27 protein-coding genes are annotated in these 26,791 nt (G+C 66.1%); 16 read left to right on the forward strand and 11 right to left on the reverse strand.

Translation table 11 applies throughout. From position 1 onward, the window contains the following. From G5A46_RS11155 to G5A46_RS11175, 6 genes are all read right to left on the reverse strand, one after another. A complete protein-coding gene (locus G5A46_RS11155; RefSeq protein WP_163849460.1) occupies positions 1–897 on the reverse strand; it encodes a DMT family transporter in 897 nt (298 codons plus the stop codon). A 167-nt stretch (positions 898–1,064) separates the two neighbouring features. Beyond that, on the reverse strand, positions 1,065–2,249 hold the full coding sequence (locus G5A46_RS11160) for a vWA domain-containing protein (RefSeq protein WP_163849461.1): 1,185 nt from the start codon (positions 2,247–2,249) through the stop codon (positions 1,065–1,067). Positions 2,250–2,259: 10 nt separating this feature from the next. Beyond that, entirely contained in the window at positions 2,260–2,427 is a 168-nt protein-coding gene (locus G5A46_RS19635; protein WP_204318730.1) for a hypothetical protein, read from the reverse strand. Between the two features lie 3 nt (positions 2,428–2,430). After that, positions 2,431–3,831, reverse strand: coding sequence for a DUF2927 domain-containing protein (locus G5A46_RS11165; RefSeq protein ID WP_163849462.1), 1,401 nt, complete (start codon positions 3,829–3,831; stop codon positions 2,431–2,433). Next, on the reverse strand, positions 3,828–4,283 hold the full coding sequence (locus G5A46_RS11170; RefSeq protein ID WP_163849463.1) for a GNAT family N-acetyltransferase: 456 nt from the start codon (positions 4,281–4,283) through the stop codon (positions 3,828–3,830). Before G5A46_RS11170 ends, G5A46_RS11165 begins: the two co-directional genes overlap by 4 nt. A 193-nt stretch (positions 4,284–4,476) precedes the next feature. Next, positions 4,477–5,316 (reverse strand): AAA family ATPase, encoded by an 840-nt coding sequence (locus G5A46_RS11175; RefSeq protein WP_163849464.1) that lies wholly within the window; start codon positions 5,314–5,316, stop codon positions 4,477–4,479. A gap of 191 nt (positions 5,317–5,507) precedes the next feature. Here G5A46_RS11175 and dksA point away from each other — a divergent pair, with 191 nt between their 5' ends. Together dksA and G5A46_RS11185 are read left to right on the forward strand one after the other, a co-directional pair. Then, entirely contained in the window at positions 5,508–5,930 is a 423-nt protein-coding gene (gene dksA / locus G5A46_RS11180; protein ID WP_163849465.1) for an RNA polymerase-binding protein DksA, read from the forward strand. 78 nt (positions 5,931–6,008) lie between these two features. Then, positions 6,009–7,229, forward strand: a complete 1,221-nt coding sequence (locus G5A46_RS11185; protein WP_163849466.1) for an FAD-dependent monooxygenase — start codon at positions 6,009–6,011, stop codon at positions 7,227–7,229. Here the strand turns inward: G5A46_RS11185 and xth are convergent. Then, entirely contained in the window at positions 7,206–7,985 is a 780-nt protein-coding gene (gene xth, locus G5A46_RS11190; RefSeq protein ID WP_163849467.1) for an exodeoxyribonuclease III, read from the reverse strand. The two genes, G5A46_RS11185 and xth, sit on opposite strands and share 24 nt — an antisense overlap. Before the next feature lie 364 nt (positions 7,986–8,349). Here xth and G5A46_RS11195 point away from each other — a divergent pair, with 364 nt between their 5' ends. From G5A46_RS11195 to G5A46_RS11205, 3 genes are all read left to right on the forward strand, one after another. Further along, positions 8,350–8,874 (forward strand): DUF6749 family protein, encoded by a 525-nt coding sequence (locus tag G5A46_RS11195; RefSeq protein ID WP_163849468.1) that lies wholly within the window; start codon positions 8,350–8,352, stop codon positions 8,872–8,874. A gap of 80 nt (positions 8,875–8,954) precedes the next feature. Continuing rightward, the gene (locus tag G5A46_RS11200; RefSeq protein ID WP_163849469.1) at positions 8,955–10,028 is read left to right on the forward strand and encodes a DUF6902 family protein; all 1,074 of its coding nucleotides are present in this window, start codon (positions 8,955–8,957) and stop codon (positions 10,026–10,028) included. Further along, entirely contained in the window at positions 10,025–10,981 is a 957-nt protein-coding gene (locus tag G5A46_RS11205; RefSeq protein ID WP_163849470.1) for a DMT family transporter, read from the forward strand. The genes G5A46_RS11200 and G5A46_RS11205 overlap by 4 nt, the downstream gene beginning before the upstream one ends. Before the next feature lie 111 nt (positions 10,982–11,092). Here G5A46_RS11205 and G5A46_RS11210 read toward each other — a convergent pair whose 3' ends face one another. Beyond that, positions 11,093–11,416: a HesB/IscA family protein gene (locus G5A46_RS11210; RefSeq protein ID WP_163849471.1), complete on the reverse strand. Its 324-nt coding sequence runs from the start codon at positions 11,414–11,416 to the stop codon at positions 11,093–11,095. 88 nt (positions 11,417–11,504) lie between these two features. Here G5A46_RS11210 and G5A46_RS11215 point away from each other — a divergent pair, with 88 nt between their 5' ends. Together G5A46_RS11215 and G5A46_RS11220 are read left to right on the forward strand one after the other, a co-directional pair. Further along, a complete protein-coding gene (locus tag G5A46_RS11215; RefSeq protein WP_163849472.1) occupies positions 11,505–12,710 on the forward strand; it encodes a deoxyguanosinetriphosphate triphosphohydrolase in 1,206 nt (401 codons plus the stop codon). Positions 12,711–13,058: 348 nt separating this feature from the next. Continuing rightward, positions 13,059–14,930 carry a cation:proton antiporter gene (locus tag G5A46_RS11220; RefSeq protein ID WP_163849473.1) on the forward strand — a complete coding sequence of 624 codons (1,872 nt, stop codon included), beginning with the start codon at positions 13,059–13,061 and terminating at the stop codon, positions 14,928–14,930. A 418-nt stretch (positions 14,931–15,348) separates the two neighbouring features. Here the strand turns inward: G5A46_RS11220 and G5A46_RS11225 are convergent, their stop codons facing one another. Next, the gene (locus G5A46_RS11225) at positions 15,349–16,047 is read right to left on the reverse strand and encodes a CDP-alcohol phosphatidyltransferase family protein (protein WP_163849474.1); all 699 of its coding nucleotides are present in this window, start codon (positions 16,045–16,047) and stop codon (positions 15,349–15,351) included. Between the two features lie 235 nt (positions 16,048–16,282). On the opposite strand from G5A46_RS11225, the gene argS reads away from it, so the two are divergent. The 6 genes from argS (at position 16,283) to G5A46_RS11250 (ending at position 21,960) form a co-directional block, all read left to right on the forward strand. Next, a complete protein-coding gene (gene argS / locus G5A46_RS11230; RefSeq protein WP_163849475.1) occupies positions 16,283–18,028 on the forward strand; it encodes an arginine--tRNA ligase in 1,746 nt (581 codons plus the stop codon). Between the two features lie 57 nt (positions 18,029–18,085). Further along, positions 18,086–19,075: an SPOR domain-containing protein gene (locus G5A46_RS19750; RefSeq protein ID WP_239520770.1), complete on the forward strand. Its 990-nt coding sequence runs from the start codon at positions 18,086–18,088 to the stop codon at positions 19,073–19,075. Then, positions 19,051–20,079: a beta-N-acetylhexosaminidase gene (nagZ, locus tag G5A46_RS11235; protein WP_239520773.1), complete on the forward strand. Its 1,029-nt coding sequence runs from the start codon at positions 19,051–19,053 to the stop codon at positions 20,077–20,079. Before G5A46_RS19750 ends, nagZ begins: the two co-directional genes overlap by 25 nt. A gap of 4 nt (positions 20,080–20,083) precedes the next feature. Further along, complete coding sequence (locus G5A46_RS11240) at positions 20,084–20,875, forward strand: segregation and condensation protein A (RefSeq protein ID WP_163849477.1); 792 nt, start codon at positions 20,084–20,086, stop codon at positions 20,873–20,875. Between the two features lie 145 nt (positions 20,876–21,020). Beyond that, positions 21,021–21,689 carry an SMC-Scp complex subunit ScpB gene (gene scpB / locus G5A46_RS11245; RefSeq protein ID WP_163849994.1) on the forward strand — a complete coding sequence of 223 codons (669 nt, stop codon included), beginning with the start codon at positions 21,021–21,023 and terminating at the stop codon, positions 21,687–21,689. A gap of 70 nt (positions 21,690–21,759) precedes the next feature. After that, positions 21,760–21,960: a hypothetical protein gene (locus G5A46_RS11250; protein WP_163849478.1), complete on the forward strand. Its 201-nt coding sequence runs from the start codon at positions 21,760–21,762 to the stop codon at positions 21,958–21,960. A gap of 7 nt (positions 21,961–21,967) precedes the next feature. Here the strand turns inward: G5A46_RS11250 and G5A46_RS11255 are convergent, their stop codons facing one another. Together G5A46_RS11255 and G5A46_RS11260 are read right to left on the reverse strand one after the other, a co-directional pair. Further along, a complete protein-coding gene (locus tag G5A46_RS11255) occupies positions 21,968–23,110 on the reverse strand; it encodes an MFS transporter (protein ID WP_163849479.1) in 1,143 nt (380 codons plus the stop codon). A 39-nt stretch (positions 23,111–23,149) separates the two neighbouring features. Continuing rightward, complete coding sequence (locus G5A46_RS11260) at positions 23,150–24,220, reverse strand: 2'-deoxycytidine 5'-triphosphate deaminase (protein WP_163849480.1); 1,071 nt, start codon at positions 24,218–24,220, stop codon at positions 23,150–23,152. Positions 24,221–24,336: 116 nt separating this feature from the next. On the opposite strand from G5A46_RS11260, the gene G5A46_RS11265 reads away from it, so the two are divergent. The 3 genes from G5A46_RS11265 (at position 24,337) to G5A46_RS11275 (ending at position 26,742) form a co-directional block, all read left to right on the forward strand. Further along, on the forward strand, positions 24,337–25,488 hold the full coding sequence (locus tag G5A46_RS11265; RefSeq protein WP_163849481.1) for a thiolase domain-containing protein: 1,152 nt from the start codon (positions 24,337–24,339) through the stop codon (positions 25,486–25,488). After that, entirely contained in the window at positions 25,481–25,867 is a 387-nt protein-coding gene (locus tag G5A46_RS11270) for a Zn-ribbon domain-containing OB-fold protein (RefSeq protein WP_163849482.1), read from the forward strand. Before G5A46_RS11265 ends, G5A46_RS11270 begins: the two co-directional genes overlap by 8 nt. A 107-nt stretch (positions 25,868–25,974) precedes the next feature. Beyond that, positions 25,975–26,742 carry a SpoIIAA family protein gene (locus G5A46_RS11275; protein WP_163849483.1) on the forward strand — a complete coding sequence of 256 codons (768 nt, stop codon included), beginning with the start codon at positions 25,975–25,977 and terminating at the stop codon, positions 26,740–26,742. Positions 26,743–26,791 lie beyond the last annotated feature (49 nt).

Raw genomic sequence — 26,791 nt, forward strand, 5'->3', positions numbered from 1 at the left:
TCAAACCCCCTCTGGCGGCAGTTTGGCGCGCGCGGTATCCGGCGCGCGGGCGGCGCGAACCTCACGGTGCCAGACATAGACGCCCGAGCCAACGATGATCAGCGCCCCCAGCACGGTCCAGCGGTCGGGATATTCCTGGAACAGGACGATACCCCAGAACGTCGCGAAGACCAGCCCGACATAGGCAAAGGGCGCCAGCATCGCCGCCTCTCCCGAGGAGAACGCCCGGATCAGGAACAATTGCCCCAGCGTGCCCGCCCCGGCCAGTAGCAGCATCATCAGCGCGGTCAGCAGGTCCGGCGTCTGCCAGTGGAACGGCACCAGCACCGACATCGCCAAGGCCCCCAGCACGGCACCGTAGAACAGCGAGGTCCACGGGCTTTCCCGATTGCCGATGTACCGGGTGATGATCGCATATGTGGCGTAGCAACAGGCCGCCCCCACCGGCAGCAGCGCCGCCAGGGAGAAAACGTCCGTTCCCGGACGGATCACGATCAACGCGCCGATCAGTGCGACGCCGATGGCCAGGATGCGGCGGATGCCGATCGCCTCGCCCAGAAACAGCGCGGCGCCCAGGGTGATCAGCACCGGGTTCACATCCATGATCGCCGTCGCCTCTGCCAGGCCGATATGGGCGATGCCGAAGAAGAAGAAAGCGGTCGCTCCCAGCAGAACCACCGAGCGCGCGGCCTGAAGCACGGGGAAGTTGGTGCGCATGGTCGCCCGCAGGCGGGGGGCGATCAGCACCAGAACCAGAACCGCCTGTCCGGCATAGCGTGCCCACAGCGCCATGTAGGTATTGCTGCGCTCCGCCACGGCCTTGGCCGTCGCATCCATGGTGGTGAAGAAGAAGATGGCGACAAGCATCATTCCGATGGCGCGGGCATTCGGTCCCATGAGCGGCCTTTCAAATTTGCGCGGACCCTATGTCCGGCAGGCAGCGGACGCAAGCCGCAGCGCCCAAGGGGCGCCTGGTGGCTGGTCGTGGCGGGCAGGCGTGGAACGGCCACCCTGCGGGTGGGGCCGGATTACGCCAACCGGGCGCGGTTGGGTGGTGGGGGGCGTCAGCGCGTCAGTTCGCGCATCCCGGCCTCCAGTCCGGCCAGGGTCATCGGCACCATCCGATCCTCGAACACGTCGCGGATCATGCGGATCGACTGGGTATAACCCCAGTATTTTTCCGGCACCGGGTTGATCCACAGGTGGTTTTTCCACTGGTCGCGGGCGCGTTGCAGCCAGACCTGGCCCGGTTCCTCGTTCCAATGCTCGTTCGCGCCGCCGGGATAGGCGATCTCGTAAGGGGACATGGAGGCGTCGCCGACGAAGATGCACTTGTAATCCGGGCCGTAGGTGCGCAGCACCTCCCAGGTAGGGGTCTGTTCAGCCCAGCGGCGGCGATTGTCCTTCCACACGCCTTCATAAAGGCAATTGTGGAAGTAGAAATGCTCCAGATGCTTGAACTCGGTCCTGGCGGCGGAGAACAATTCCTCCACCACCTTGATATGCGGATCCATGGAGCCGCCGATATCAAAGAACAGCAGCACCTTGACCGCGTTGCGCCGTTCCGGCCGGGTCTGGACATCCAGATAGCCATGTTCGGCGGTGGCGCGGATGGTGCCGTCCAGGTCCAGTTCGTCATGCGCCCCGTCACGGGCCCATTTTCGCAGCCGTTTCAGGGCCACCTTGATGTTGCGGGTGCCCAGTTCGACCGTATCGTCCAGGTTCTTGAACTCGCGCTTGTCCCAGACCTTCACGGCGCGCTGGTGGCGGGATTTCTCCTGCCCGATGCGCACGCCCTCGGGGTTGTAGCCATCGGCGCCAAAGGGAGACGTGCCGCCGGTGCCGATCCACTTGCTGCCGCCCTGGTGACGCTCCTTCTGTTCTTCCAGCCGCTTCTTCAGCGTCTCCATCAGCTTCTCGAAACCGCCCAGGGCCTCGATCTCCGCCTTTTCTTCCTCGCTCAGGTGCTTTTCGGCCATGGATTGCAGCCAGTCCTGCGGCAGGTCCACCGCCTCCAGCACCTGGTCCAGATTGATCTGTTCCAGCCCGGAGAAGGTGGCGGCGAAGGCGCGGTCGAACTTGTCGAGGTTGCGTTCGTCCTTCACCATGGCGGCGCGGGCCAGGTAGTAGAACGCCTCTGGATCGTAGGTCACCAGATCGGCGCGCATTGCTTCCAGAAAGGTCAGGTATTCCCGCAGGGAAACGGGAATCGCATGGCTGCGCAGGTTCTCGAAGAAGGGGATGAACATCGGTCGGACCTCAGCTGAGGATACGGTGGGTGATGAGCGTCAGGAACAGCCCGGCGAGGGCGAACAGGATCGCATGGCCCGCCGCATATTGCAAAATGTCCGCGCGCCTGCCGCCGCGCGCCCGTGCCCGCCAGCCGCCGAAGACCGCCCCAAGTATCGCCGCGATCACTACGAACATGGCCTAACTCCTGCCTTTTGCGGGGTTGAGCGCCGCCACCTCGCGCAGCTTGGCCCGCACCGCCCAATCAGGGCCAAAGCCGTATCGCGCCCATCCGATGCTGTCCAGCCGCACGGCCCGCGCCTCGGTGTCGCGGCCGGTCAGATCCAACGCCTCGGCGCGCAGCATCATCAGAGACGACAAGAGGGAGGCATTCTCATGCGCCTCCGCCCGCGGAATCATCGGGTCCAGCAGCGCCAGCGCCCGCGCGCCCGCGCCGCGCGCGATTTCGTGGGCGGCCAGCTGGGCGGTAACATAGGCCTCATGGATGGTGGTGCGCGGATCGGCGGCATAGATCCGCCGGGCCGATATCAGGTGGTCATAGGCCCGCAGCGGATCGCGGGCCTGTGTCAGCCGGGCGTAGATATAGAGGGAAAAGGCCATGCGATGGTCGCGCCAGCCCTGATTGCGCGCGATCTGCACGGCGCGCGCCGCCGCCTGACCACGCGCGCGGGTTTCCGCGCCAGGGCCAAGCGCCTGTTGGATGGCGTCGATCCAGGGGCGGGGCGTCGCGGTCAGCCTGCGGTCGATGCCGGCGCTGCCGCGCGGATTGATCCGCGCCAGGATCGCCGGCAGCCGCGCGGCGACCTCGGCGCGGCTCATGCCGGTGCGCAGCTCGGGGGCATAGGTGACGCGCAGCATCAGCATGTCGAACCCGGTCAGGACCGCGTGCATGTTGTCATCGTTGAACACGCTGTCGTCCAGCCGGTAGAGATCGTTCAACGGGCCGATCGCCTGGGCCAGTTCCTCGTGCAGGCAATCGCGCATCTCCTGCGGGGAGACGTCGTTGGGCACGAAGATCGCCAGCCGGTCGCGAACGGTCAGCTGCGCCCAGTCCGAGGCGGCGCTGCGCCCGGCGCGGCGGAATTCGGACAGGCGCGTGATGTTGGGCACGACGAAACAGGCGGCCTGCGGCAGTTCGCGGCGGATGTCGCCGCTGGTCACGCCTTCGATCACGATATTGGCGCGGGCACGGTCATCGGTGCGGGCGATGTCGATCCCGGCCTCTTCCGCGATGCGGGTGATCAGCAGGTCCAGATCGCGCAGCATGCCCTGGGTGGCGCGGCCGGTGACAGCAATGCGGATCGGTCCTTCGAACCGGGTGAAGGTCTCCAGCGCACGGCCCGATTCCAGCGCGAAGCTGAGGTCGAGGAAATCGCGCGCCAGCGCGCTGTTGGACCGCGTGACGGGAGCCGGACGGGCCTGGGCAAAGACCTTCATCGGAGGCAGGTCCGAGACGGCAGCCGGGCGCGCGGCGCGCGTGGCGATGGACCCGCCTTGCGGGCCGGGCGCACAGGCGGCCAGCAGGGCCAGGCCCAGCACGGCCAGCAATCGCGCGGCGCCGGGGCGGGGGCGCGATGTCACCCGCTGATCCGCTGATACTTGATGAAATCCGTCACCCCGGCGATCCGGTCGTACAATTGCCGCGCGGTGGCGTTGTCCTGTTGGGTCAGCCAGTAGACGGTCGGCGCCCCGGCGGCATCGGCGCGGTCATAGACCGCCTGGATCAACGCCCGGCCGATACCCTGACCCCGAACCGACGGGTCGGCATAGAGATCCTGAAGGTAGCAGACATCTTCGACCCGCTGACCATGGCGGTGGAACAGGTAATGGGTGAGCCCGACGGGATGTCCATCAACTTCGGCCAGCAATCCGTTGAAATCGCGTGGATCGTCTCCCAGAAGCCGCTGGAAATAGACGTCATAGACCTGATCCGGGACGGAAGTCTTGTAGAAGTCCAGATATGCGGTCCAGAGGGTTTGCCAGGAGGCGCGGTCGCGCGGCTCCAGCGGGCGGATGGTGACGGGGCTGGTCATGGGGCTGTCCTGTGGCTGCCTGTCGCGCACTGCGGCGCGTTTCAGGCCAAGTCTGCCCCAAAGTCGCAGGCGGGGGAAGAGGGCGGGCCGTCCCGCGGGACCGGCCCGGCGCCCTCCCCGTATTCTGACGCCGACCGCCAGATGCCCCTGTCTGAGGGCCGGAGGAACGGTCGGCGCACGGGTCTCCGCGTGGTCAGCGTTGGCCGCGTGCCAGAAAGGCCAGGCGTTCGAACAGGTGCACGTCCTGTTCGTTCTTCAGCAGGGCGCCATGCAGCTTGGGCAGCGCATTGGCGCCGTCGCGTTTCAGATCCTCGGCGCTCAGATCCTCCGCCAGCAGCAGCTTCAACCAGTCGAGCACTTCGGAGGTCGACGGTTTCTTCTTCAGCCCGTTGGTTTCGCGCAGCTCGAAGAACTGGGTCAGTGCGGCGGTCAGCAGCTCTGCCTTGATGCCGGGGTGGTGAACCTCGACGATCTTTCGCATCGTGTCCATGTCCGGAAAGCGGATGTAATGGAAGAAGCAGCGCCGCAGGAAGGCGTCCGGCAGCTCCTTCTCGTTGTTGGAGGTGATGATCACGATCGGCCGCTGGCGCGCCTTGATCGTCTCTCCGGTCTCGTAGACGTGGAAATCCATCCGGTCGAGTTCCTGCAACAGGTCGTTGGGAAACTCGATATCGGCCTTGTCGATCTCGTCGATCAGCAGGACGACTTTCTGATCCGCCTCGAACGCGGTCCACAGCTTGCCCTTGCGGATGTAGTTCTTGACGTCATGCACGCGTTCCTCGCCCAGCTGGCTGTCGCGCAGGCGGCTGACGGCGTCGTACTCATAGAGACCCTGTTGGGCCTTGGTGGTGGATTTGATGTTCCATTCGATCATCGGCAGGCCCAGGGCCTGGGCCACCTGGCGGGCCAGTTCGGTCTTGCCAGTGCCCGGCTCGCCCTTGACCAGCAATGGCCGTTCCAGCGTCACTGCCGCGTTGACGGCAATCGTCAGATCGTCGGTGGCCACATAATCCTTCGTGCCTTCGAATTTCATAGAGAAGTGCCCTGTCATTTCTTGTTCCGCAGGACGATAGGGTTTTCCGCAATCGACTGCAACGCAGGTTGCGCATTGGCAAATGTGTAGTGACAAGACGGACCGAAGGGCGTAAGAGCGGCCCGAGGGGAAACCGGCGCATGGACCGTTGGACAGACCGGTCAGGCGGCGGCCTTGATTGGGAGCCTAATATGAAAGCTGAAACCTTCCTGGATGACGATTATCGTCCCGCCGAGGACGAGCCGTTCATGAACGAGCGGCAGGTCGAATATTTCCGGCGCAAGTTGTTGCAATGGAAACAGGATCTTCTGGCGGACAGTCGCGACACCGTCGAGGGACTGCAGGAGAATACCCGCAATATCCCGGATTCCGCCGATCGCGCGAGCGAAGAGACGGACCGGGCACTGGAATTGCGGACCCGCGACCGCCAGCGCAAGCTGGTCGCCAAGATCGACGCCGCCCTGCGGCGCATCGACGAGGGCGAATACGGCTATTGCGAAGTCACCGGAGAGCCGATCAGCCTGCGCCGCCTTGACGCACGCCCGATCGCCACCATGAGCCTGGAAGCCCAGGAACGTCACGAACGCCGCGAAAAAGTGCATCGGGACGACTAAGCGACACATCGCCGTGCAAGACTTGACGCCGGGGCCCCCTGGGCTCCGGCGTCTGCTTTGGAACGAAAGGGACCGGCCATGGCTCTGGCGGGGGTGAGGATTGCGGTGATCGGCGCGGGCGTCGGCGGCCTGTCCGTGGCCCGTGCCCTGCGGCTGCGGGGCGCCGAGGTGACGGTGCTGGAACAGGCGCAGGCCATCACCGAGGTCGGCGCCGGGGTGCAGATCACCCCCAACGGGCTGGCGGTGCTGCGCGGGCTGGGGCTGGCGGATCGGCTGCGCGGGCCACGGGCGCAGGCGGTGCGGCTGTTTTCCCATCGTGGTCCCGAATCCCTGTGCCTGAACCTGTCAGACCTGCCGGCGGGGCAGGGGTACCACTTCGTGCATCGTGCCGATCTGATCGCGCTGCTGGCCGCCGGCGCGCGTGAGGCCGGGGTGCGCATCCGCCTGTTGCAGCAGGTGGACCGGATCGCGCCCGGCACCGCCGAGGATCGCCCGGTAATCCACCTGCGCACCGGCGCGCAGATGCGCCCCGACCTGGTGATCGGGGCCGATGGGCTGCATTCGCGTCTGCGCGCGGCGCTGGTTGAAGCGGCGCAGCCCCGGTTCACCGGGCAGGTGGCATGGCGCGCCGTGGTGCCGGGCGATCCGGCCGACCCGGCGGAGGCGCATCTTTACATGGGGCCGGGGCGTCATCTGGTAACCTATCCGCTGCGCGAGGGAACGTTGCGCAATATCGTGGCGGTCGAGGAACGCAGCGAATGGGCCGCCGACAGCTGGACCCTGGCCGGGGATCCGCAACTGCTGCGGCAGGCGTTCTGGGGATCTGCCGCGCCGGTGCGCGCCCTGCTAGAGAGGGTGGAGGCGGTGAACCTCTGGGGGCTGCACCGCCATCCGGTGGCGCGCCGATGGGTGACGGCCCGTACCGCCCTGCTGGGCGATGCCGCGCATCCCACGCTGCCCTTCCTGGCGCAGGGGGCCAACCTGGCGCTGGAAGATGCCTGGGTTCTGGCGGAGGCGTTGCACCTCGGGCCTGATCCCGCCGCCGCATTGGCCCGGTACGAGGCCGCCCGCCTGCCGCGCGCCCGGCGGGCTATCACGGCCGCCAATCGCAACGCGTGGAAATACCACCTGCGCAGCGCACCGATGCAGCTGGCCGCGCATCTGGCCCTGCGCGCCGGACAACGGCTGGCGCCCCGGCAACTGGGCAACCCCTATGGTTGGCTCTATGATCTGGATGTCACCGGAGGGACGCAACTGCCCGCACCGCGCTGCCCTTCAGAGGTCGAGAACCGCCCATAGCGGCACGTGATCGGAGGGTTTGTTCCCGCCGCGCACCTCCTTGTCGATGCCGGTATCGGTCACCAGGTCGGCGCATTGCGGGGTCATCAACATGTGATCGATGCGGATGCCGTTGTTCCGCTGCCAGGCGCCGGCCTGATAATCCCAGAAGGTATAATGCCCCGGTTCGGGATGGCGGGTGCCGAAGATCTCGGTAAAGCCGAGGTTGACGATCCGCTGCCAGGCGGCGCGGCTTTGCGGCAGGAACAGCGCGTCCTGCGTCCATTTCTCGGGGTGGGCGGCGTCCTGCGGCTGGGGAATGACGTTGTAATCGCCCAGCATGACAGCTGGTTCCTCCGCCGCCATCAGTTCTGTCGCGCGGGCGTGCAGGCGGTCCATCCAGGCAAGCTTGTAGTCGTATTTCGGCCCCGGCACCGGGTTGCCGTTGGGCAGGTACAGCCCGCAGACCCGCAGCGCCGTCTTGCCGACCACTGTCGCCTCGATCCAGCGGGCCTGTTCGTCCTGCGGATCGCCGGGCAGGCCACGGCTGACATCTTCCAGCGGAAGTTTCGACAGGATAGCCACGCCATTGAAGCTTTTCTGGCCGTGCGTTTCCACCTGGTAGCCGCGATCTTCGAATAGATCGCGGGGGAAATTCTCGTCGACGGATTTGATTTCCTGCAAAACGGCGACATCCGGCTGTGCAGTGTCGAGCCAATTGAGAAGCGATTCTGCCCGCGCCTTGATTCCATTGATATTGAATGTGGCCAGTTTCATTGGCGTCTTTCCTGTCACGTACCCGAGACGGGCACGCTACCGGTGCTGTGTCACGGGGTCCAGCGCAGCGTTCGGTAAAGCATAAATAGCGTCCGGAAACACCACTTTGGGGCCGCTGCGATTCGGCGACACATGATCCTATTCCGCGTCTTCGTTATCGCGAAGGCGGTCATGCAAAAAGTTTGTTTACGATTCTCAGTCGAGAGTTTCTATAATGTAAACAATGTCATGGCACCTCCCTGACTCCCCTACACAATAGTCCGCACGTTTAACACGAAATGAGAGTTTGCGGCTAACGACATGCGTGTAACCGTTTGGGGGTCACTCGTTCAAACATTATCGACACACCTTGGGAGACTGCCAAATGACTGCACTGCGTAAATCCGCCACGTTCGCCGAAATCAATACTCCGAAAAACGACATGATGAGCGGCGATGCGCTTGAAATGTTCTCTTCCGGTTCGGCGCCGGTTTCGTCCTCCGCATTGTTGGGCGATGCGGTCGAAATGTTTTCCTCCGGCTCCGCGCCGATGATGACCTCCGCCCTGACGGGTGATGCAGTCGAAGCGTTCTCCTCCGGCTCCGCGCCGGTTGCGACTTCCGCCCTGACGGGTGATGCAGTCGAAGCGTTCTCCTCCGGCTCCGCGCCGGTTGCGACTTCCGCCCTGACGGGTGACGCGGTGGAGGCGTTCTCCTCCGGCTCCGCGCCGGTTGCGACCTCCGCCCTGACGGGTGACGCGGTGGAGGCGTTCTCCTCCGGCTCCGCCCCTGTTGCGACTTCCGCCCTGACGGGTGACGCGGTGGAGGCGTTCTCCTCCGGCTCCGCGCCCACGATGGACAGCGACACGGCCGCAGGCGATGCCTGTCACGCCTTTTCCTCCGGCTCCTGATCCGCCAAACTTCGGGTCACGCCGGGCGACCGGCAGGGAAAGAGGGCGATCCTCTTTGCACAATTCCCGGAGGACCAGCCATGTCGAACGTCGTTCAACTCTCTTTCCCCCCCCGCTCTCAAAGCAAGGCCGCCACGCAGGCGGCCTTGCTCCACCTTTTTGCCAGCCATCGGCGCAGCCAGGACGATGTGTTCTGGATGAAGGAAAACGCCGAGATCCTGAATATCCTGGAATGTTCGGGCCAGGAGGTCGCCGAGGGCGCCCTGACCCCTCATGAGGAATTCTACGCCACCATCGAAGAGCGTTTCGAGTTCTTTCCGCAATATTACCGCTTCTTCCTGTCGATCTGTCTGGACCTCGAAGACCTGGGCCTGCCGGGCAGCAAGGGCGCCGCGCTGGTCGCCTGGGCCGCGCGCCAGGGCCTGGCCGATGCGGAGCTGTCGGACCTGCAACGCGGCGAGGCCCGGCGCCTCATGCTGCGGCGCGGCATCGATCCGATGTCGCATGATCCGGGGCTGGACGACCGGCTGCGTGCCTTTGTCGAACGCCCCGCCACATTCGTCATGCCGAACAAGAAGGCGGCTTACGAATTGACACATACCGTTTTCTACCTGTCCGAGTATGGACGCAAATCCCCGGAATTGACCGGCCGGACAAAGGAATGCCTTAACTTTGCCGGAACTCTCGCCTACCTTGACGGAAATGCCGATTTGCTGGCGGAGATCTGTGTCGCCATGCGCTTTGCAGGTTTTCCGCCCCCCGTCGCCTGGGAGGATTGGCTGACCGGAGAGACGAACGGGTTCACCGTTCAAAAGGGAGACGGGGACATGGCCCAGGACGATTACCACGAATACCTCGTGGGCAATTGGTCCCTTGCGGCCCGTGGCGAAACGCCGTTCCCCCATAGCGTCCCCGATGGTTACGCCCGCTTCGTCGCGCGCCCCCGGTTCCAGGCGCCGCTGCGCCCGATGTCCGAGACCTTGCTGAATCTGGGCGCCGCGCGCAGCGATGACTGGGCGCGGATGCGCGACCGGATGATCAACGACCTGCCCGAGGAATCCCGCCCGCAATTGCTGAGCGCGGAAGTGGCCTGTGATGATTTCGAAACGTTTTTTGCCGGGTTCGCCAGAACAGGGCTAAGGAGATTGGCGTGAGTTCACAAACGGTTCGCCAGGCGACCCTTGTCGGGGTGCTCCTTGTGCTGGTTTACACGGCGCTGATTTCATCGGCCGACGCAATCACCAAGTTCATCGCCGGCGGCTATGCCGCGCCGCAGCTTTATGCGATCTCCGGGGCGCTGGTGTCGGCGCTGTGCCTGTTGATGGACCGGGCGCCGGGGCGGCAGCGGCAGGGGATGGCGACGTCGCGCCCGGTGGCGATGGCGGTGCGGTCCGGGGCCACGGTGATCGCCGCGACCTGCTATTTCTACGCCTTCCGCCTCCTGCCCTTTGCCGAGGTCTTCATCTTCATCGGGTTGATGCCGGTGATGGCAGGGCTGATGTCCGGTCCGATCCTGAAGGAAAAGATCGGCTTGCCGGTCTGGATCGCGCTGGCGGCCTGCGCCATCGGGGTGATCTGCCTGTTTCCTCAGGGCCTGCACACGATCACATGGGGTCATGCCATCGCCCTGGGCGCCACGCTGTCGGGCACCCTGTCCATGGTTATGGCCCGCTATATCAGCCGGCATGACACCAATTCGCTGGCGCAGGTCTTCTATCCCAACTTGGCGATCATGCTGGTGATGGGGGCGATTTTGCCCTTTGTCTACAAACCCATGCCGCTGATCGACATGGCCTGGGTCGGGGCCTATGCCGGGTTCTTGTTCTCTGCCCGCTGGGTGCTGGTGATCGCGCTGCGCAACCTGGCCGCCTATGTCGTGACGCCGCTGCTGAACTTCCAGTTCGTGTGGATGGTGATCTTCGGTGCGCTGTTCTTCGGGGAATGGCCGCCGGTACAGATCTACCTGGGCGTGGCCATCGTGATCGGGTCGGGCATGTACCTGGTGCGTGACCAGCTGGGGCGAAAATCGGTGATGCCGCGCGGTGCCGAACGGCCGATGGCGGGGCTGGTGACCGGGGATCGCCGGGTGGTCTCCGCCGGCGAGTGACGGCAGAGGGACGAGGGCGGTCCGGCCTGCGGGCTGGCGGCTCGCCCGGTTCAGCCGGATTTCCCGGACGATAGGGCGATAGGGCGATAGGCCCGGCCTTGCGGGTGCCTGCTACAGCGAGAACGACGTACCACACCCGCAGGAGGACGACGCGTTCGGGTTCTCGATCACGAACCGCGCGCCGATCAGTTCTTCGGAGAAGTCGATCGTCGCCCCGGCCAGGAACGGCAGGGAAGTGCTGTCCACCACGACTTTCTCCCCCTGGCCTTCAAGGACCAGGTCATCTTCGGCCACGCCATCCAGCCGGATGTCATATTGAAAGCCGGAGCAGCCGCCGCCTTCGACGGCGATGCGCAGCGCCTGGCCCTGGGCCATGGCGCCGATTTCGGACAGCCGGTCGAATGCGCGATCGGTGACTTTGGGGGGCAGGTTCATATTGCGGCCTCCGGACGTTTTCCAAGCCTGTCGGGTGATATATAGGGGCCGGGAGAACAGGCGACAAGCCACCCAAGGGACCAGACACATGCGCGCGATCTATGCCTCGGACCCCGCCGCGACGCGGGGCCGACTTCATCCGGAGGTGGAAAGCACCTTCCGCTCCCCCTTTCAACGCGACCGCGACCGGATCATCCATGCCTCCGCATTCCGCCGGTTGAAGCACAAGACACAGGTCTTCATCGAACACGAAGGCGATTATTTCCGCACCCGGCTGACCCATTCGATCGAGGTGGCGCAGGTCGCGCGGACCATTTCAGGGGCGCTTGGCCTGAATGCGGAACTGACCGAGGCGGTAGCCCTGGCCCATGACCTGGGCCATCCGCCCTTCGGCCATACCGGGGAGGACGCGCTGGAGGCGCTGATGCGGCCCTATGGCGGGTTCGATCACAACGCGCAGGCGATCCGCATCGTCACCTCTCTGGAACGGCATTACGCCGAATGGGACGGGCTGAACCTGACCTGGGAAACGCTGGAAGGCATTGCCAAGCACAACGGCCCGGTCACCGGGGAGATCCCGCATGCGCTGGCCCGCTATGATGCGCAGCACGATCTTGAACTGTCCAGCCATGCCTCGGCCGAGGCGCAGGTGGCGGCGCTGTCGGACGACATCGCCTATAACAACCATGACCTGCATGATGGCCTGCGGGCGGAACTCTTCTCGACCGATGAGCTGGCGGAACTTCCGCTGTTGGGCGGCTGCTTTGCCGAAGTGGACGCCGCCTATCCCGATCTGAACTACTACCGTCGCCGCCACGAGGCGCTGCGCCGGTTCTTCGGCATTCTGGTGGAGGACGTGATCGCCGTTTCCCGCGCCAACCTGGCCGCGCTGGACCCGCAATCGGTGGCCGATATCCGCGGCGCCGGGCGGATGATGGTGCAATTCTCCCCCGATATCTGGACCAAGCTCAAGGTGATCCGCGAATTCCTGTTCCACCGCATGTACCGCGCCCCGGAGGTTGTGGAGATGCGCGCAAAGGTCACGGCCATCGTGCACGAGCTGTTCCCGATGTTCATGGCCGACACCAGCCTGCTGCCCCGGCAATGGCGCAAGGATGTCGCCGATGTCGAAGGCGACGAAACCGCGCTGGCGCGGATCGTGTGCGATTACATCTCCGGGATGACCGACCGCTTTGCCATCGTCGAACATGCCCGTCTGACCGGTGTGGAACCCGCCCCCGCCCTGCGCGCCCAGGGGCCGGGGCATCTGCGCTCCGCTCCCGGCACGTTCTGAGCGGGTCGGGGCAGGGCGCGCGCGCGCTGCCGTCTGGCGCGCCGCCACTCCCTGCCGCCGGCGTCCCATGGTCGCCGGCCCTGCATGTCCTTCCCCCCCCACGGCCACCCATTCGGCGCGGCTGCCGCCGCCTCGGCTCTGTACCTCCGTCTGTGCGGATGTCGCGCCCCGTGCCCGCATCGCCCGACCGGATGGCATGGCCCGTCCGCTGGCCCTCCTGGTCCCAGTTCCGTCACACCCGGCCCCCGAATGGGCCGGGGGTATTTGCACCGCGCCACGCCTGCGCTATTTCCGCTGGAACGGCCCGCGTGAACGGCGCGATCCGGCCGAGCCTTTGAAAGGATTTCCATGGCCATTCCCCCCGAGGCCCTGCACCCCGTCACCGCCTTTGCCCTTGTGGGCGTGCTGGGGGTGGGCGCGCAGCTGATCGCCTGGCGCCTGCGGATGCCCGCCATCGTGCTGATGCTGGTGGCGGGAGTGGTGGCCGGCCCGGTCACCGGATTGCTGGACCCGGCGCGCGAATTCGGCGCGCTGCGGGAACCGATGATCGCCATGGCCGTGGCCATCATCCTGTTCGAAGGCGGTCTGACCCTGAACGTCAAATCCTTGCAGGACGCCGCCAAGGGGGTGCGCCGGCTGGTCATCGTCGGGGCGCCGCTGGGCTGGCTGCTGTCGGCGCTGACCTTGCATTACGCGGCCGGGCTGGGCTGGGAGACGGCGGCGGTCTTCGGCGGCATCATGATCGTCACCGGCCCGACGGTGATCGCGCCCCTGCTGCGCTCGGCCCGGTTGTCGCGTCGCCCGGCGCAGATCCTGCAATGGGAGGCGATCGTCAACGATCCGATCGGTGCCCTTGCCGCCGTTCTGGCGTTCGAGGTGGTCAGCGTGGTCCGCGCTTCGCAGGACATGGCCCATGCCATCGGGGAAACGGCCCTGGGCATCGTGGTCGCCGTGGTCGCCGGGTTCCTGGCCGGGGCCGGATTGGCCTGGGCGTTCCGGCGCGGACGGGTGCCGGAATACATGAAGGTGCCGGTGCTCTTTGCGCTGCTGCTGGCGGTCTTCGCCTTCTGCGATGCGCTTCTGCACGAAAGCGGCCTGCTGGCCGTCACCGTGATGGGCATCGTGATCGCCAATGCGGGCCTGCCCTCGTTCGAGGAAATGCGCCGGTTCAAGGAACACGCGACCATCCTTCTGGTCTCGGGGGTGTTCATCCTGCTGGCCGCGGGCCTCGATTTCGGGGAATTGTCGGCGCTGAACTGGCGCGCGGCGATCTTCGTCGGGGTGATCATGCTGGTCGCCCGACCGGTGACGGTGCTGGTCTCGCTGATCGGATCGGGCGTGCCCTGGCGCGAACGCGCGCTGGTGGCGTTTACCGGGCCGCGGGGCGTGGTACTGGTGGCGGTGGCGGGGCTGTTCGGTGAGAGGCTGGTCTCCCTGGGGGTGGAGGACGGCGCGCTGGTCGGCCCGCTGGCCTTCGCATTGGTGGCGGTCACGGTCGTGGTGCACGGCTTTGCGCTGCGGCCGATGGCCCGTGCCCTGGGCCTGACAGGTGCCGAAACGCCGGGGCTGCTGATCGTCGGCGGCTCGCGCTTTACCACCGCGCTGGCGGCCTGTCTCAAGGAAAACGACATTCCCGTTCTGCTGGCCGATCCCAACCATGGCAAGCTGCGCGCCGCGCGGCGGCAGGGCCTGCCCAATTATTACGGTGACATCCTGGCCGAAGCAGCCGAACATCGGCTGGATCTGGTCAGCTACGCCACCCTGTTCGCCGCGACGGACAACGATGCCTACAACACCCTGGTGGCGACCGACCTGGCACATCACTTCGGCCGCGACGCGGTGTTCCAGCTGGCGCGCAGCAAGGACAACACCACCCGCCACGCCCTGCCCGCCACGTTGGGCGGCAAGCCAGTGGTGCAGGATCTGACCCATGACCAGTTGGAGACCAAGCTCTACGAAGGCTGGCACTTCCATTTCTCCCGCCTGACGGAGGAATTCACGATGGAGGACTGGCGCGCCGAGAACCCTGCCAGCCTGCTGGTCGGGGCCCAGCGTCCCGGCCAGATCCTGCGGCTGCTGCATACAGGCGAGAACCTGAAAGGCGTGCCCGACATGCGCCTGATCCACATCGCTCCCGCCCAGGACGCCGCCGAGGCGCGACAGAACTCGCAGGAGGCCCGCAAGGACGATCCCAAGGACGCCGGAACCTCGGCCGTCTGACCCGCAGAGGCGCCGGATGCCCCCATTGGCCGCGCGCGCCCGTGCCGCCGCAGGCCCATCCGGCGCCCAGCCCCGGCCCCCTTCGGGCCGAAATACCGCGGGGGTGAATTGAGCGCGGCGCGCTCAAGAGGGGGCAGCGCCCCCTGTCACGTTTCAATCCTCGATGACATTCGAGTCGAAGGTTCGACGGATCACGCTGCCGCAGCGTCGCGCCCGGGGCGCTGCAAATAGCGGCAAAGCTGGGCCCCCTGCAACCTTTCGCCCCCCCCCCGATGACATTCGGGCGGTGGTTGGGCGGATCAGGCCGTGCCATCGTCAGGCCCGCCCTGCTTCCCGCCTCGAGGTCGTCCAAAGTCCGGCGATTCTGGAAAGGATCAGCCGAAAGAGGAGGCCTCAGCCCGCGCCGACCCGTCCGGGATCACCCCGCGCGGCGGTCCAGCGCCTGTTGGCAGATCCCCGCGCCCAGCAGGTAGAGGCTGGTCACGATCAGGCCAAGGCTGACACCGGGGCCGGGCGCGAAATGGGCCATGGCGGCCCAGGCGGCAAGACATGTCCAGGCTACCGCCATGGGCAGCGACAGCCAGCGCCAGCGCGCGGTGCGGACGGGGTGGATGAACTTCAGCGGTGCGAACATGGCCGCCGCCAGCAGCGCGATCAGCACCATGATCACCCCGGTCGGCGGGGTCAGCGCGAACAGCACCAGCGCCAGCATGTTCCAGCAGCCGGGAAAGCCCAAGAAGGAATTGTCATCCGTTTTCATCCAGGATCCGGCGAAATAGAGCCCGCTGGTAAAGGTGATGCCGATCAGCGCGACCCAGGCCCAGACGCCGGGCAGGATGCCGGACTGGAACAGCGCATAGGCCGGGATGAACACGTAAGTCAGGTAGTCGATGATCAGGTCCAGCAGCGCGCCGTCGATATGCGGCGCATGGGTGCGCACGTCGTAGCGGCGCGCCAGCGGTCCGTCGATTCCGTCGACGGCGAAGGCGACAACCAGCCACAGGAACATGCGGCCCCAGCTTTGTTCGACGGCGGCCAGCAGGGCCAGCATCGCAAAAACGGCGCCTGTGGCGGTCAGAAAATGGACGGAGAACGCTCTGAGGACCGGGGATGTCATGCAACCGTCATACCTGATCCGTGGTGGAATGTAAGTGGTTGCGCGCAGCGCGGGGCAGGGCGGCGGAACCGGTGCGGGCGGTCGCGAACCCTCCGGAACCAGGGCGCGCGGAACCGGCGCACCCCCAAGCCGGGCGTCGGCGGAAGCGCCGCGAGCGGAGCGCCGCGTCACCCCTGACCCCGTTGACGCGCCTTGCCCCCGTGATAAACCCGCCGCAGATGCAAAGGACCGTCCGATGAACCTGTTTTCCGATATCCGCGCCACCGTGCTCGACGCTCTTTCCGCCATGCAGGTCGAGGGGGCGCTGCCCGGCGGGCTGGACATGGCCAATGTCACGGTGGAGCCGCCGCGCGACGCGGCCCACGGGGACATGGCGACCAATGCCGCGATGGTCCTGGCGAAACCCGCCGGTCTGAAACCCCGCGCCATCGCCGATGTGCTGGCGACGAAGCTGGCCGCCGATGACCGCATCGACACGGCCGAGGTGGCAGGCCCCGGCTTTTTGAACCTGCGGCTGGCGCCGTCCTGCTGGCAGGACGTGCTGCGCACCGCGTTGGGCCGGGGGGCGGATTACGGCCGCTCCGCCCTGGGGCAGGGGCGCAAGGTCAATGTGGAATACGTCTCGGCCAATCCGACGGGGCCGCTGCATGTTGGTCATACGCGCGGCGCGGTCTTCGGCGATGCGCTGGCGGCGTTGCTGGAATATGCCGGCCACGACGTGACGCGGGAATACTACATCAACGACGGCGGGGCGCAGGTCGATGTCCTGGCCCGGTCGGTCTATCTGCGGTATCTTGAAGCGCATGGCCGGGACGTCGAATTCGCCGATGGCACCTATCCCGGCGATTACCTGATCGCCGTCGGTGCCGCGCTCAGGGACAAGGTGGGCGACGCCTATGTCGATCAGCCCGAAGATGTCTGGCTGGCCGAGGTGCGGAGCTTTGCCACCGCGAAGATGATGGACCTGATCCGCGAGGACTTGGCCCTGCTGGGGGTGAAGATGGATGTCTTCTACTCCGAGAAGTCTCTGTACGGCACCGGTCGGATCGAATCCGCGATCGAGGCGCTGCGCGACAAGGGTCTGATCTATCGCGGCACGCTGGAGCCGCCCAAGGGCAAGCTGCCCGAGGATTGGGAGCCGCGCGAACAGACGCTGTTCAAATCCACCGAACATGGCGATGACGTGGACCGGCCGATCATGAAATCCGACGGCGCCTGGACCTATTTCGCCCCGGATATCGCCTATCACCACGACAAGGTCACGCGCGGGTTCGACGCGCTGATCGACATTTTCGGCGCCGATCATGGCGGCTATGTCAAACGGATGAAGGCCGCGGTTTCCGCCCTGTCCGACGGCCGCGTGCCCCTGGATATCAAGCTGTGCCAATTGGTGAAGCTGTACAAGAACGGCGAACCGTTCAAGATGTCGAAACGCGCCGGCACCTTCATCACCCTGCGCGACGTGGTGGAACAGGTGGGTGCCGATGTCACCCGCTTCGTCATGCTGACGCGCAAGAATGATGCGCCGCTGGATTTCGATTTCGACCGCGTGATGGAGCAATCCAAGGACAATCCCGTCTTCTACGTGCAATATGCCCATGCCCGGATCTGCTCTGCGCAGCGCAAGGCGGCAGAGGCGGGGATCGCCTGTGACGACGCCACCTTGCAAGGGGTCGACCTGTCGTCCATCACCCACGAGGCAGAGCTGACGCTGGCGCGGAAACTGGCCGAATGGCCCCGACTGGTGGAGATCGCGGCCCGCACCCACGAACCGCACCGGGTGGCGTTCTACCTCTACGAGCTCGCCTCGGAGTTGCACGCGCTCTACAATCGCGGCAACGAGGAGACGCAATTGCGCTTCGTTCAGGAGGACAACCCCGCGCTGAGCCAGTCCAAACTGGCGCTGGTCCGTGCCACAGCCGTTGTCATTTCCGCAGGTCTTGCTATTCTGGGCGTAACCCCGGCGGAAGAGATGCGATAACGCGCCGCCGCTCGGGAGAGCAGGCAGACCCGGTTCATCCGGGCGGGCGAGAGGCGAATGGCAGCAAGACAGGTTGACGGCTATTCAGAGCCGTCCGGCGATTTTTCCTTTTCCAGACTCATGACCTGGGCCGGCGGGCTGTCGTCTTTGGCGCTGATCGTGGCCATCGGGGTCTGGGGGTATCGCATGGTCATGCGCGACGTCTCCGGCGTGCCGGTGGTTCGGGCGATGCAGGGCGAAATGCGGATCGCCCCGGAGGATCCGGGCGGGCAGCTCGCTGATCACCAGGGCCTGGCGGTCAACAACGTCGCCGCCGATCGCGGGGCGGAAAAGCCCGCCGACCGGCTGATCCTGGCGCCGCGTCCCGTTGCGCTGACGGACGAAGATCAACCCGCCGTCGCCCTGGCCGCGCGGCAGGGGGACGGGCAGGGTGCGCGTCCGCGCACCGCCAGCCCCGCGCCGGTTCAGGCCCCCATGCAGGTCGATGGGATCGAGGAACTGGCCGCCCAACTGACGGATGGCGTTGCCCCCCTGACCGGCATCCAGCCCAAGCGGGAGACGGTGGCGCAGGACGCAACGCGTAGTCCGGATGCGGTGCAAACCGTATCGGGCGGAATCGGTCGGTCGCTGCGGCCACGCATCCGCCCCGCCAGCCTGTCCGCCCCTTCCCGCAGTGCCTCCAACAGCAGCGCCACCACCGGCGCGCTGCCCCGCGCCGGCGCCGTGACCAGCGGCCCCATCGACGCGCCCGCCCCATTGCAACCGGGGATCGACGTCGCCGCCGATGCCGTGCCCTCGGGCACCCGGCTGGCGCAGATCGGCGCCTATGACAGCGAGGCGGTCGCCCGCTCCGAATGGGACCGCGCCATGGGCCGGTTCGGCGATTTCATGGAGGGCAAGCAACGGGTGATCGAAAAGGCCAATTCCGGCGGCCGAACGTTCTACCGGCTGCGGGTCATGGGGTTTGCCGACCTTTCCGATGCGCGGCGGTTCTGTGCCACGCTCCAGGCGGAAAAGGCGGATTGCATTCCGGTCGTGACCCGGTGACAGCCTTCGGCGCCACAATCCTGGACGCGTCCGGTCTGCGCCTGACACCGGAGGAGCGCGCCCTGTTCGCGCAGGCCGATCCCTATGGCTTTATCCTCTTTGCCCGCAATATCGACACGCCCGACCAGGTTCGTGCCCTATGTCAGGACATGCGGGAGGCCGTCGGCCGCGACGCCCCGATCCTGATCGATCAGGAGGGCGGACGCGTGCAGCGTCTGCGTGGCGGCGATTTCCTGGATTGGGATGACCCGCAGGCGTTCATTGCCCGCGCCGGGGACGCGGCGGAAGAGGCGATGTTCCTGCGCTATGCGCTGATTGCCGCCGAGATGCGCGCCCTTGGCATCGACACCGATTGCGCACCGCTGGTCGACGTGGCCGGCGCCGGCACGCATCCCTTCCTGCGGTCACGCTGCTACGGGACCGAGGCCGCCACCGTCGCCCGGCTGGGCCGCGCCGCCGCATCGGGCCTGGCCGCGGGGGGCTGCCTGCCGGTGGTCAAACACATCCCCGGCCATGGCCGCGCCCAGGCCGACAGCCATCACGAATTGCCCCGCGTGCGCGCCAGCGTCGAGGCGTTGCAGGTGGATTTCGCGCCGTTCCAGGTGCTCAACGATCTGCCGATGGCGATGACGGCGCATATCGTCTACGACGCCTATGACCCGGAGCTGCCGGCCACCCTGTCGCCGCGCATGGTTCAGGTGATCCGCAACGACATCGGCTTTGACAACCTGCTGATGACCGACGACATTTCCATGAAGGCGCTGGATGCGCCGCTGACGGAAACCGCCACCGGTGCGCTGGCGGCGGGCTGCGACGTGGTATTGTTGTGCAATGCCACGCTCGACGATCGCCGCGCTGTTGCAGAGACGGCCGGGCGCATGACCGCCACCGCCCAGGTCCGCGCCGAGCAGGCGCTGGCGCGGCGGCCGCAGCGGGCAGAGGTTGACATTCAGGCCATGCAGGCCAAACTTTCGGCTTTGCTGGAACGCGGCCGAACCGCCTGACCCCATGTCCGATGATTTTCAGGAAGATGCGCAATCGGTCTCGGACCGTCTGGCGGCAGAGGCGCTGATCGTCGATGTCGACGGGTTCGAAGGGCCGTTGGACCTGCTGTTGACGCTGTCGCGCACGCAGAAGGTCGATCTGCGCCGCGTCTCCATCCTGCAACTGGCGGAGCAATACCTGGTCTTTGTCGAAAAGGCGCGGGAATTGCGGATCGAGCTGGCCGCCGATTACCTGGTCATGGCGGCCTGGCTGGCCTTTCTGAAATCCCGCCTTCTGCTGCCTCCCGACCCGACGGAGGATGGCCCCTCGGGGGAGGAACTGGCCGCCCACCTGGCCTTTCAACTCGAACGACTGGAGGCGATGCGCAGCGCCGCCGCGCGGCTGATGGCACGCGACCGCAAGGGCCGCGATTTCTTCGTGCGGGGGCTGCCCGAACAGGTCACGCGCTCGCGCAGCCTGCGTTATTCCGCGACGCTGCTGGACCTGATGCAGGCCTATGCGCGCATCCGCACCCGCGACGAATTCCGCCCCTTCGTCATGGACCGGGAGAACGTCTTTACCATGGAGCAGGCGCTGGATCACATGCGCGGCATGATCGGTTTCGCCGGAAGCTGGACCGATATCGTCTCCTACATGCCGCCCGGCTGGGACAATGATCCGGTGCGGCGCCGGTCGGTGACGGCGGCGACCTTTGCCGCCTCTCTCGAACTGGCCAAAGAAGGCCGGTTGGAGCTGCGCCAGGCGGAGACCTTCGGCGATATCCAGCTGCGCCGCAAGGAGAGCAGAGATGAGTGAAACGCCCGAAAAATCGGACCTGTCCAGTCAGACTGACACCTCGGCCGTGTCAGATCCGCCTGAAGCGACAGAACCGTCCGAAGGCTTCGACCCGGCGCGCCCAGGCCCGAACCCGCCCCGCGACACCCTGTTCGAAGCCCCCCCCATGGGCGAACAGGAACGCATGGTAGAGGCCATTCTCTTTGCCTCGACAGAGCCGGTGACCGTGGCGGATCTGAACGCTCGGATGCCACATGGGTGCGATGGGAAGGCGGCGGTGGAGTTGCTGCGCAAACGCTACGAGGGACGCGGAGTGCGGGTGGTGCGCGTGGCCGACGCCTGGGCGATCCGTACGGCGGCGGACCTGAGCTTCCTGATGCAGAAGGAAACGGTGGAGACCCGCAAACTGTCGCGGGCGGCGATCGAGACGCTGGCCATCATCGCCTACCACCAGCCCGTCACCCGCGCCGAGATCGAGGAAATACGCGGTGTCTCGGTCTCTCGGGGGACGGTGGATCTGTTGCTGGACCTGGAGTGGATCCGCTTTGGCCGTCGCAAGATGACACCGGGCCGCCCGGTGACCTTTGTGGTGACGCCGGCTTTTCTCGATCATTTCGGGTTGGAATCGCCGCGCGATCTGCCGGGGCTGAAAGAGCTGCGCGCCGCCGGGTTGCTGGACAATCGTCCGCCGTTGGGCGCGCTTGGCGATCCGGCGGAGGATGCGGCCGAGGACGAGGGCCAGGCGGAGATGTTCGAGGCGGATGGCCCCACGCCATCGCGCGGCGCCGGAGCAACGTCTGGCGCAACGTCCGGGGCAGGGGACGAGACGCCGTAAAATCGCCGCCTTCGTCAGCTACGCCCTCGTCCCGGAGCCGAGCCATTCCCGCCCCCGAAAGGAGCGTTTCATGAATATCGACCAGATGCTGCGCATGGTTTTCCGCATGGTCTTTCGCAAGGCCGTCAACCGTGGCGTCAACGCCGGGATCGACCGCGTTGCCGGAAAGCCGAAAACCCGCGAGGAGCGGGAGCGCGTGAAACAGGCCCAGCAGATGGGCAAACGCGCCAACCAGGCGCAGCGTATCGCCCGGCGCCTGGGCCGGTTCTGACCGCCGCTCAGGCCGTGCCGGTGCGACGGTCCGGCAGCAGGCATTCGATCGCCGCCAACGCCACGCAAACAGCGGAGGCCAGGTTGCAGGCCATCAGCCCGCCGGCCTCGTAGGGCAGGCGGAACAGCAGCGCGCCGCCGGTGACCGCCAGGTAGGTCACGGCGGAGTTCAGCCCCAGCACCGCGCCACGCTGCGCCGGGTCCAGCTCTGCCAGGCGGGAGACGACGAAGTTCAGCCCCAGGTGCTGCACGATGCCCCAGGCCAGCGCGATCCCCATCAGCATCGCCAGGTCCGCGCCCCAGATTGCCTGCGCCAGATAGACCAGCGCCAACCCGGAGAACGCCAGCGCCCCGGCGCGGTTCTGCGGCAGGCGGTCCAGGTATTTGTCCAGAAATGTCGATAGGCCGAACCCGGTGCCGTAGAACAGCGTCACATAGGCGGCGCCCGCCGCGCCCAGCCCGATCCGGTCCGCCACATGCGCCCCGACAAAGGCGTAGGTGCCGTAGAAGCCCAGCATCAGCGCTCCGGCGGCGAACAATCCGCGCCAGATCCCCGGCACCCGCAAGGCAGTGACCGGCGATGTCGGGCGCTGCGCCAGCCGTTCGACCCGCAGGTCCATGCGCAGGATCAACAGGTAGATCAACGCCATCGCGCCGCCCAGCACCATGTAGACGGACCGCCAGCCCGCCCATTCCGCCAGGAACCCCGACCCCGCGACCCCGCCGACCAAGGCCAGTGTCCAGCCCGACAGGACGATGCCCATCGTGCGCTTTTCCTCACCCTTGGGGGCCAGTTGCGGGGCCAGCGAATAGATCGCCGGAAGGGCCATGCCCGCGCCGATCCCACCCAGGGCCTGGGCCCCGATCAGCGCCCATTTGCTGGGCGCCAGCACCGAGGCCAGCAGCGAGGCCAGCAGGATCACCAACGCCTGCCGCAGGGCGCGGTCCGGCCCGATTGCATCGCCGCGCGGCGCCAGCAACAGCGCCGACAGCGCAGTCGCCAGTCCGAAGGCGGCGGCGGCCTGCACGATCTCGGCAGGCGCGCCGCCCAGGTCGCGGGCCACGGCGGCTGTGATGGGGGCCAGCACCATGGAATTCGCACCCACGATGCCGATTGCCAGCGTCAAAAGGGCAACAGGACGGGTGATCATTGAATAGCTTTCATGTGATGGATGAAGGATGCTGTTCAGTTATTTGAAATGCTTGGACAGTTTCAGACCCTGCCCCTGGTAGTTGGAGGCAATCCCCGCGCCGTACAGCATCTCTGGTCGGGCCGCCATCCGCTCGAATATCAGGCGGCCGACGATCTGGCCATGCTCCAAGACGAAGGGCGCCTCGTGGCAGCGTACCTCCAGCACCCCGCGCGAGCCTGCGCCGCCGGCCTCGGCATGACCGAAACCGGGATCGAAGAAGCCCGCGTAATGCACCCGGAACTCCCCCACCATGGCCAGATAGGGCGCCATCTCGGCCGCGAAATCGGGCGGGATGGTCACCGCCTCCCGGCTGACCAGGATGTAGAAAGCGCCGGGATCCAGGATGATCCGGCGCTGGTCGGTGCGCACCTTTTCCCAGAACTCCTGGGCGTCGTACTGGCCGATCCGGTCAAGGTCGATCACGCCGGTATGCGGCTTGGCCCGGTAGCCGACCAGCCGGTCCGTGCCCGGCTTCAGGTCGACGGAAAAGCCCAGGCCCTGTTCGATCACCGCCGGGCCGCTGACCAGCGGCGTGCGGTCGTTCAGGGCACGCAATTCGTCATCGGGCAGGACCGCCTGGCCGCGCCGGAACCGGATCTGGTTCAGGCGCATACCCGGACGCACCAGGACAGAGAAACTGCGCGGGCAGATCTCCGCATAGAGCGGCCCGGAATAGCCGGCGGGAATCCGGTCGAACTCGGTACCGCCATCGGTGATCGTGCGGGTCAGCAGATCCAGCCTGCCGGTGCTGCTCTTGGCGTTGGCCATGGCGGCGATGTCGGCGGGCAGGTCCAGCCCCTCCATCAGCGGCACGACGTAGACGCAGCCCTTTTCCAGCACGGCGCCCTGGGTCAGATCGACCTGGTGCATCTCGAATTCCGCAAGCCGTTCGGCGACGCTGCGGCCCTCACCGGCCAGGAACGACGCCCGCACCCGCCAGGCCCGCGTGCCCAGCCGCAGGTCCAGGCTGGCCGGCTGCACCTGTTCTGGGCGCACCTCGGGCGTGGCGGTGATCGCGCCCTGGGTGATCAGGTGCGTGATGTGTTGGCTGGCAAGGATTCCGGTCATTCTGCTCTCCGACTTCAGGCCGATAGGTGCCGGTTGGGACGCGGAAAAGCAACTTACTTCTCTGGACATCCATTTACCGTTCGCTAAGCATTTGCTGCCATAGAGGAGGCACATCGGTGAGCATCAGAAATAAGGCTGCAATCGTAGGGATTTACGAGCATCCGTTGCGCAAGGCACCGGATCACTCCACTCCGCAGCTTCATGCGGAGGTCGCAAGGGGCGCATTGGCAGATGCGGGGCTCGGCTTTGCGGATGTGGACGGATATTTCTGTGCCGGCGACGCGCCGTCACTGATGGGCATGGTGGATTACCTTGGCCTGGGGGATCTGTCCGTCATGGATGGCAGCGAGATGGGCGGCGCTTCCTATATTGCCGCGGTGGACAAGGCCGCGCAGGCCATCGCCCTGGGCAAATGCCGTGTCGCGCTGGTCACGCTGGCCGGGCGGCCCCGGCAAGAGAAACCGCAACCTCGCCCCAATGGGGCGGAGGGTGGGTTCGAACTGCCCTATGGCGGCTCTCCGCCCAACAGCTATGCCATGGTGGCGCAGCGGCACATGCATGAATTCGGCACCACCGCCGAAGACCTGGCCTGGGTGAAGGTCGCGGCCAGCCACCATGCGCAATGGAATGAAAACGCGCTGCTGCGCGACGTGGTGACAGTGGAGGACGTCCTCGACAGCCCCATGGTGGCTGATCCGCTGCATCGGCTGGATTGCTGCGTGGTAACCGATGGCGGTGGCGCCTTTGTCATCACCACGCCGGAAATCGCCCGGGAGCTGAATGTCACCCCGGTGATGGTGCGGGGTGCGGCCCATGCGTTCAAGGGCCAGATGGGCGGCCGCGTGGACCTGACGTGGTCCGCCGCCGCGCTCAGCGGTCCGCGCGCGCTGGAGGAAGCCGGCGTTACCGTGCGGGATATCAAATATGCCTCGATCTACGACAGTTTCACCATCACCGTGATCATGCAGCTCGAAGATCTCGGCTTTTGCGAAAAGGGGCAGGGCGGACAGTTCGTTCGCGACGGTGGCCTGATTTCCGGCCAGGGCCGGCTGCCCTGGAACACCGATGGCGGCGGGCTGTGCAACAACCACCCGATCAATCGGGGCGGCATGACGAAGGTCATCGAAGCCGTCCGCCAGTTGCGCGGCGCCGCGCATCCCAAGGTCCAGGTCCCGGATTGCGACCTGGCCCTGGTCACCGGAATCGGCGGCATGCTGGGCCTGCGCCATTCCGCCGCCACCTGCATTCTGGAGCGTGCCGATGCATGACGATTTCCCCGCCCCCGACATCACTCCCGAATCCCGACCATTCTGGGAGGCCGCGGCCCGCGGCACTTTCCTGATCCGCCGCTGTCCCGCCTGCGGTACGGCGCATTTCTACCCGCGCAGCCTGTGCCCGATCTGCCATCAGGCCGAAACCGACTGGGTCGAAAGCCCCGGCGAGGGAGAGATCTACACCTGGACGGTAATGCGCAAATCGCCGAAGGGCCCCTTTGCCCTGGGCTACCTGACCCTGGACGAGGGGCCGCGCGTCTACGTCTGTTTCCGACCGGAAGACCATGCCGGGCTGGCCATCGGAAAACGCGCCCGCATCGTCTTCGACCCGGTGCAGGGCGGGGCGCGAATGCTCTTTGCGACGCTGATCTGAAGCTGATCTGACGCGGATTCGTCGCGGGGCGGGAACCTTGCGCGGGGGGTGCGCGCTTCCCATGTCGAATGGGGGGCATCCGAGGCCCCCAGAGACAGGAGGTTGCCATGATCACCTTTTCGACCGACGACGCGCCGCTGCTGCGCGTCACCATCAAGGGGCATCTGGATCGCGCGGAAATCGTGAAGTTCTACAAGAGCTTCCGCCCTGCACTTGAGGCCCATGCCCCCGCCGGGCTGCTGGTCGACATGACCGGGTTCGAGGATATCAGCGGCGAGGCGCTGATGGCGGACATCTCTCGGGAATTGCGGCTGCTCGACGATCTGGACAAGATGCCCAGAATTTCCATCCTGACCGACATGGGCGCCCTGCGTGCGGTGGCCAGCTGGGTCAGCCCGCTGCTGCCGCATGCCGAACTGCGGGGGTTCGCGGCCTCTGACAGGGCACAAGCAGTTGAATTCGCACGCGACGTTCCGAAGCCACGCCAGACCGGACCAGGTATCCGGTTTCTGGACAGCGGCTCGCCCGATCTGATCGCGTTCGAGGTTGATGGATATGTCGATGACGACGAGGCGGAGGCTGTCTCGGCTCCGTTTCGCGCCCGCATGGCCCAGCCGGGACGGTTCAACGTCCTGGCCAAGATCACGCGTTTGGGGGGATTCGATCCCGAATTGCTATTCGATCGCTCGCTGATCGGGACGAAATGGGAAGTGGCCAAACACATGGACCGCTACGCCGTCGTTTCGGACCACATGTGGATCAAGCCTATGCTGGCGCTGATGAATTCCATGTCCAAGGCAGAGTTCCGCCTGTTCCGGCTGGACGAAGAAGACGCCGCCTGGAGCTGGGTGCGCGACGTCACGCGCAGCGCCTGAACGGTGGGGGAACACCAACGGCCGCAGGCCCCGATGGGCTGCGGCCTGT

It is taken from the genome of Pseudooceanicola aestuarii, assembly GCF_010614805.1.
Lineage (GTDB): Bacteria > Pseudomonadota > Alphaproteobacteria > Rhodobacterales > Rhodobacteraceae > Pseudooceanicola > Pseudooceanicola aestuarii.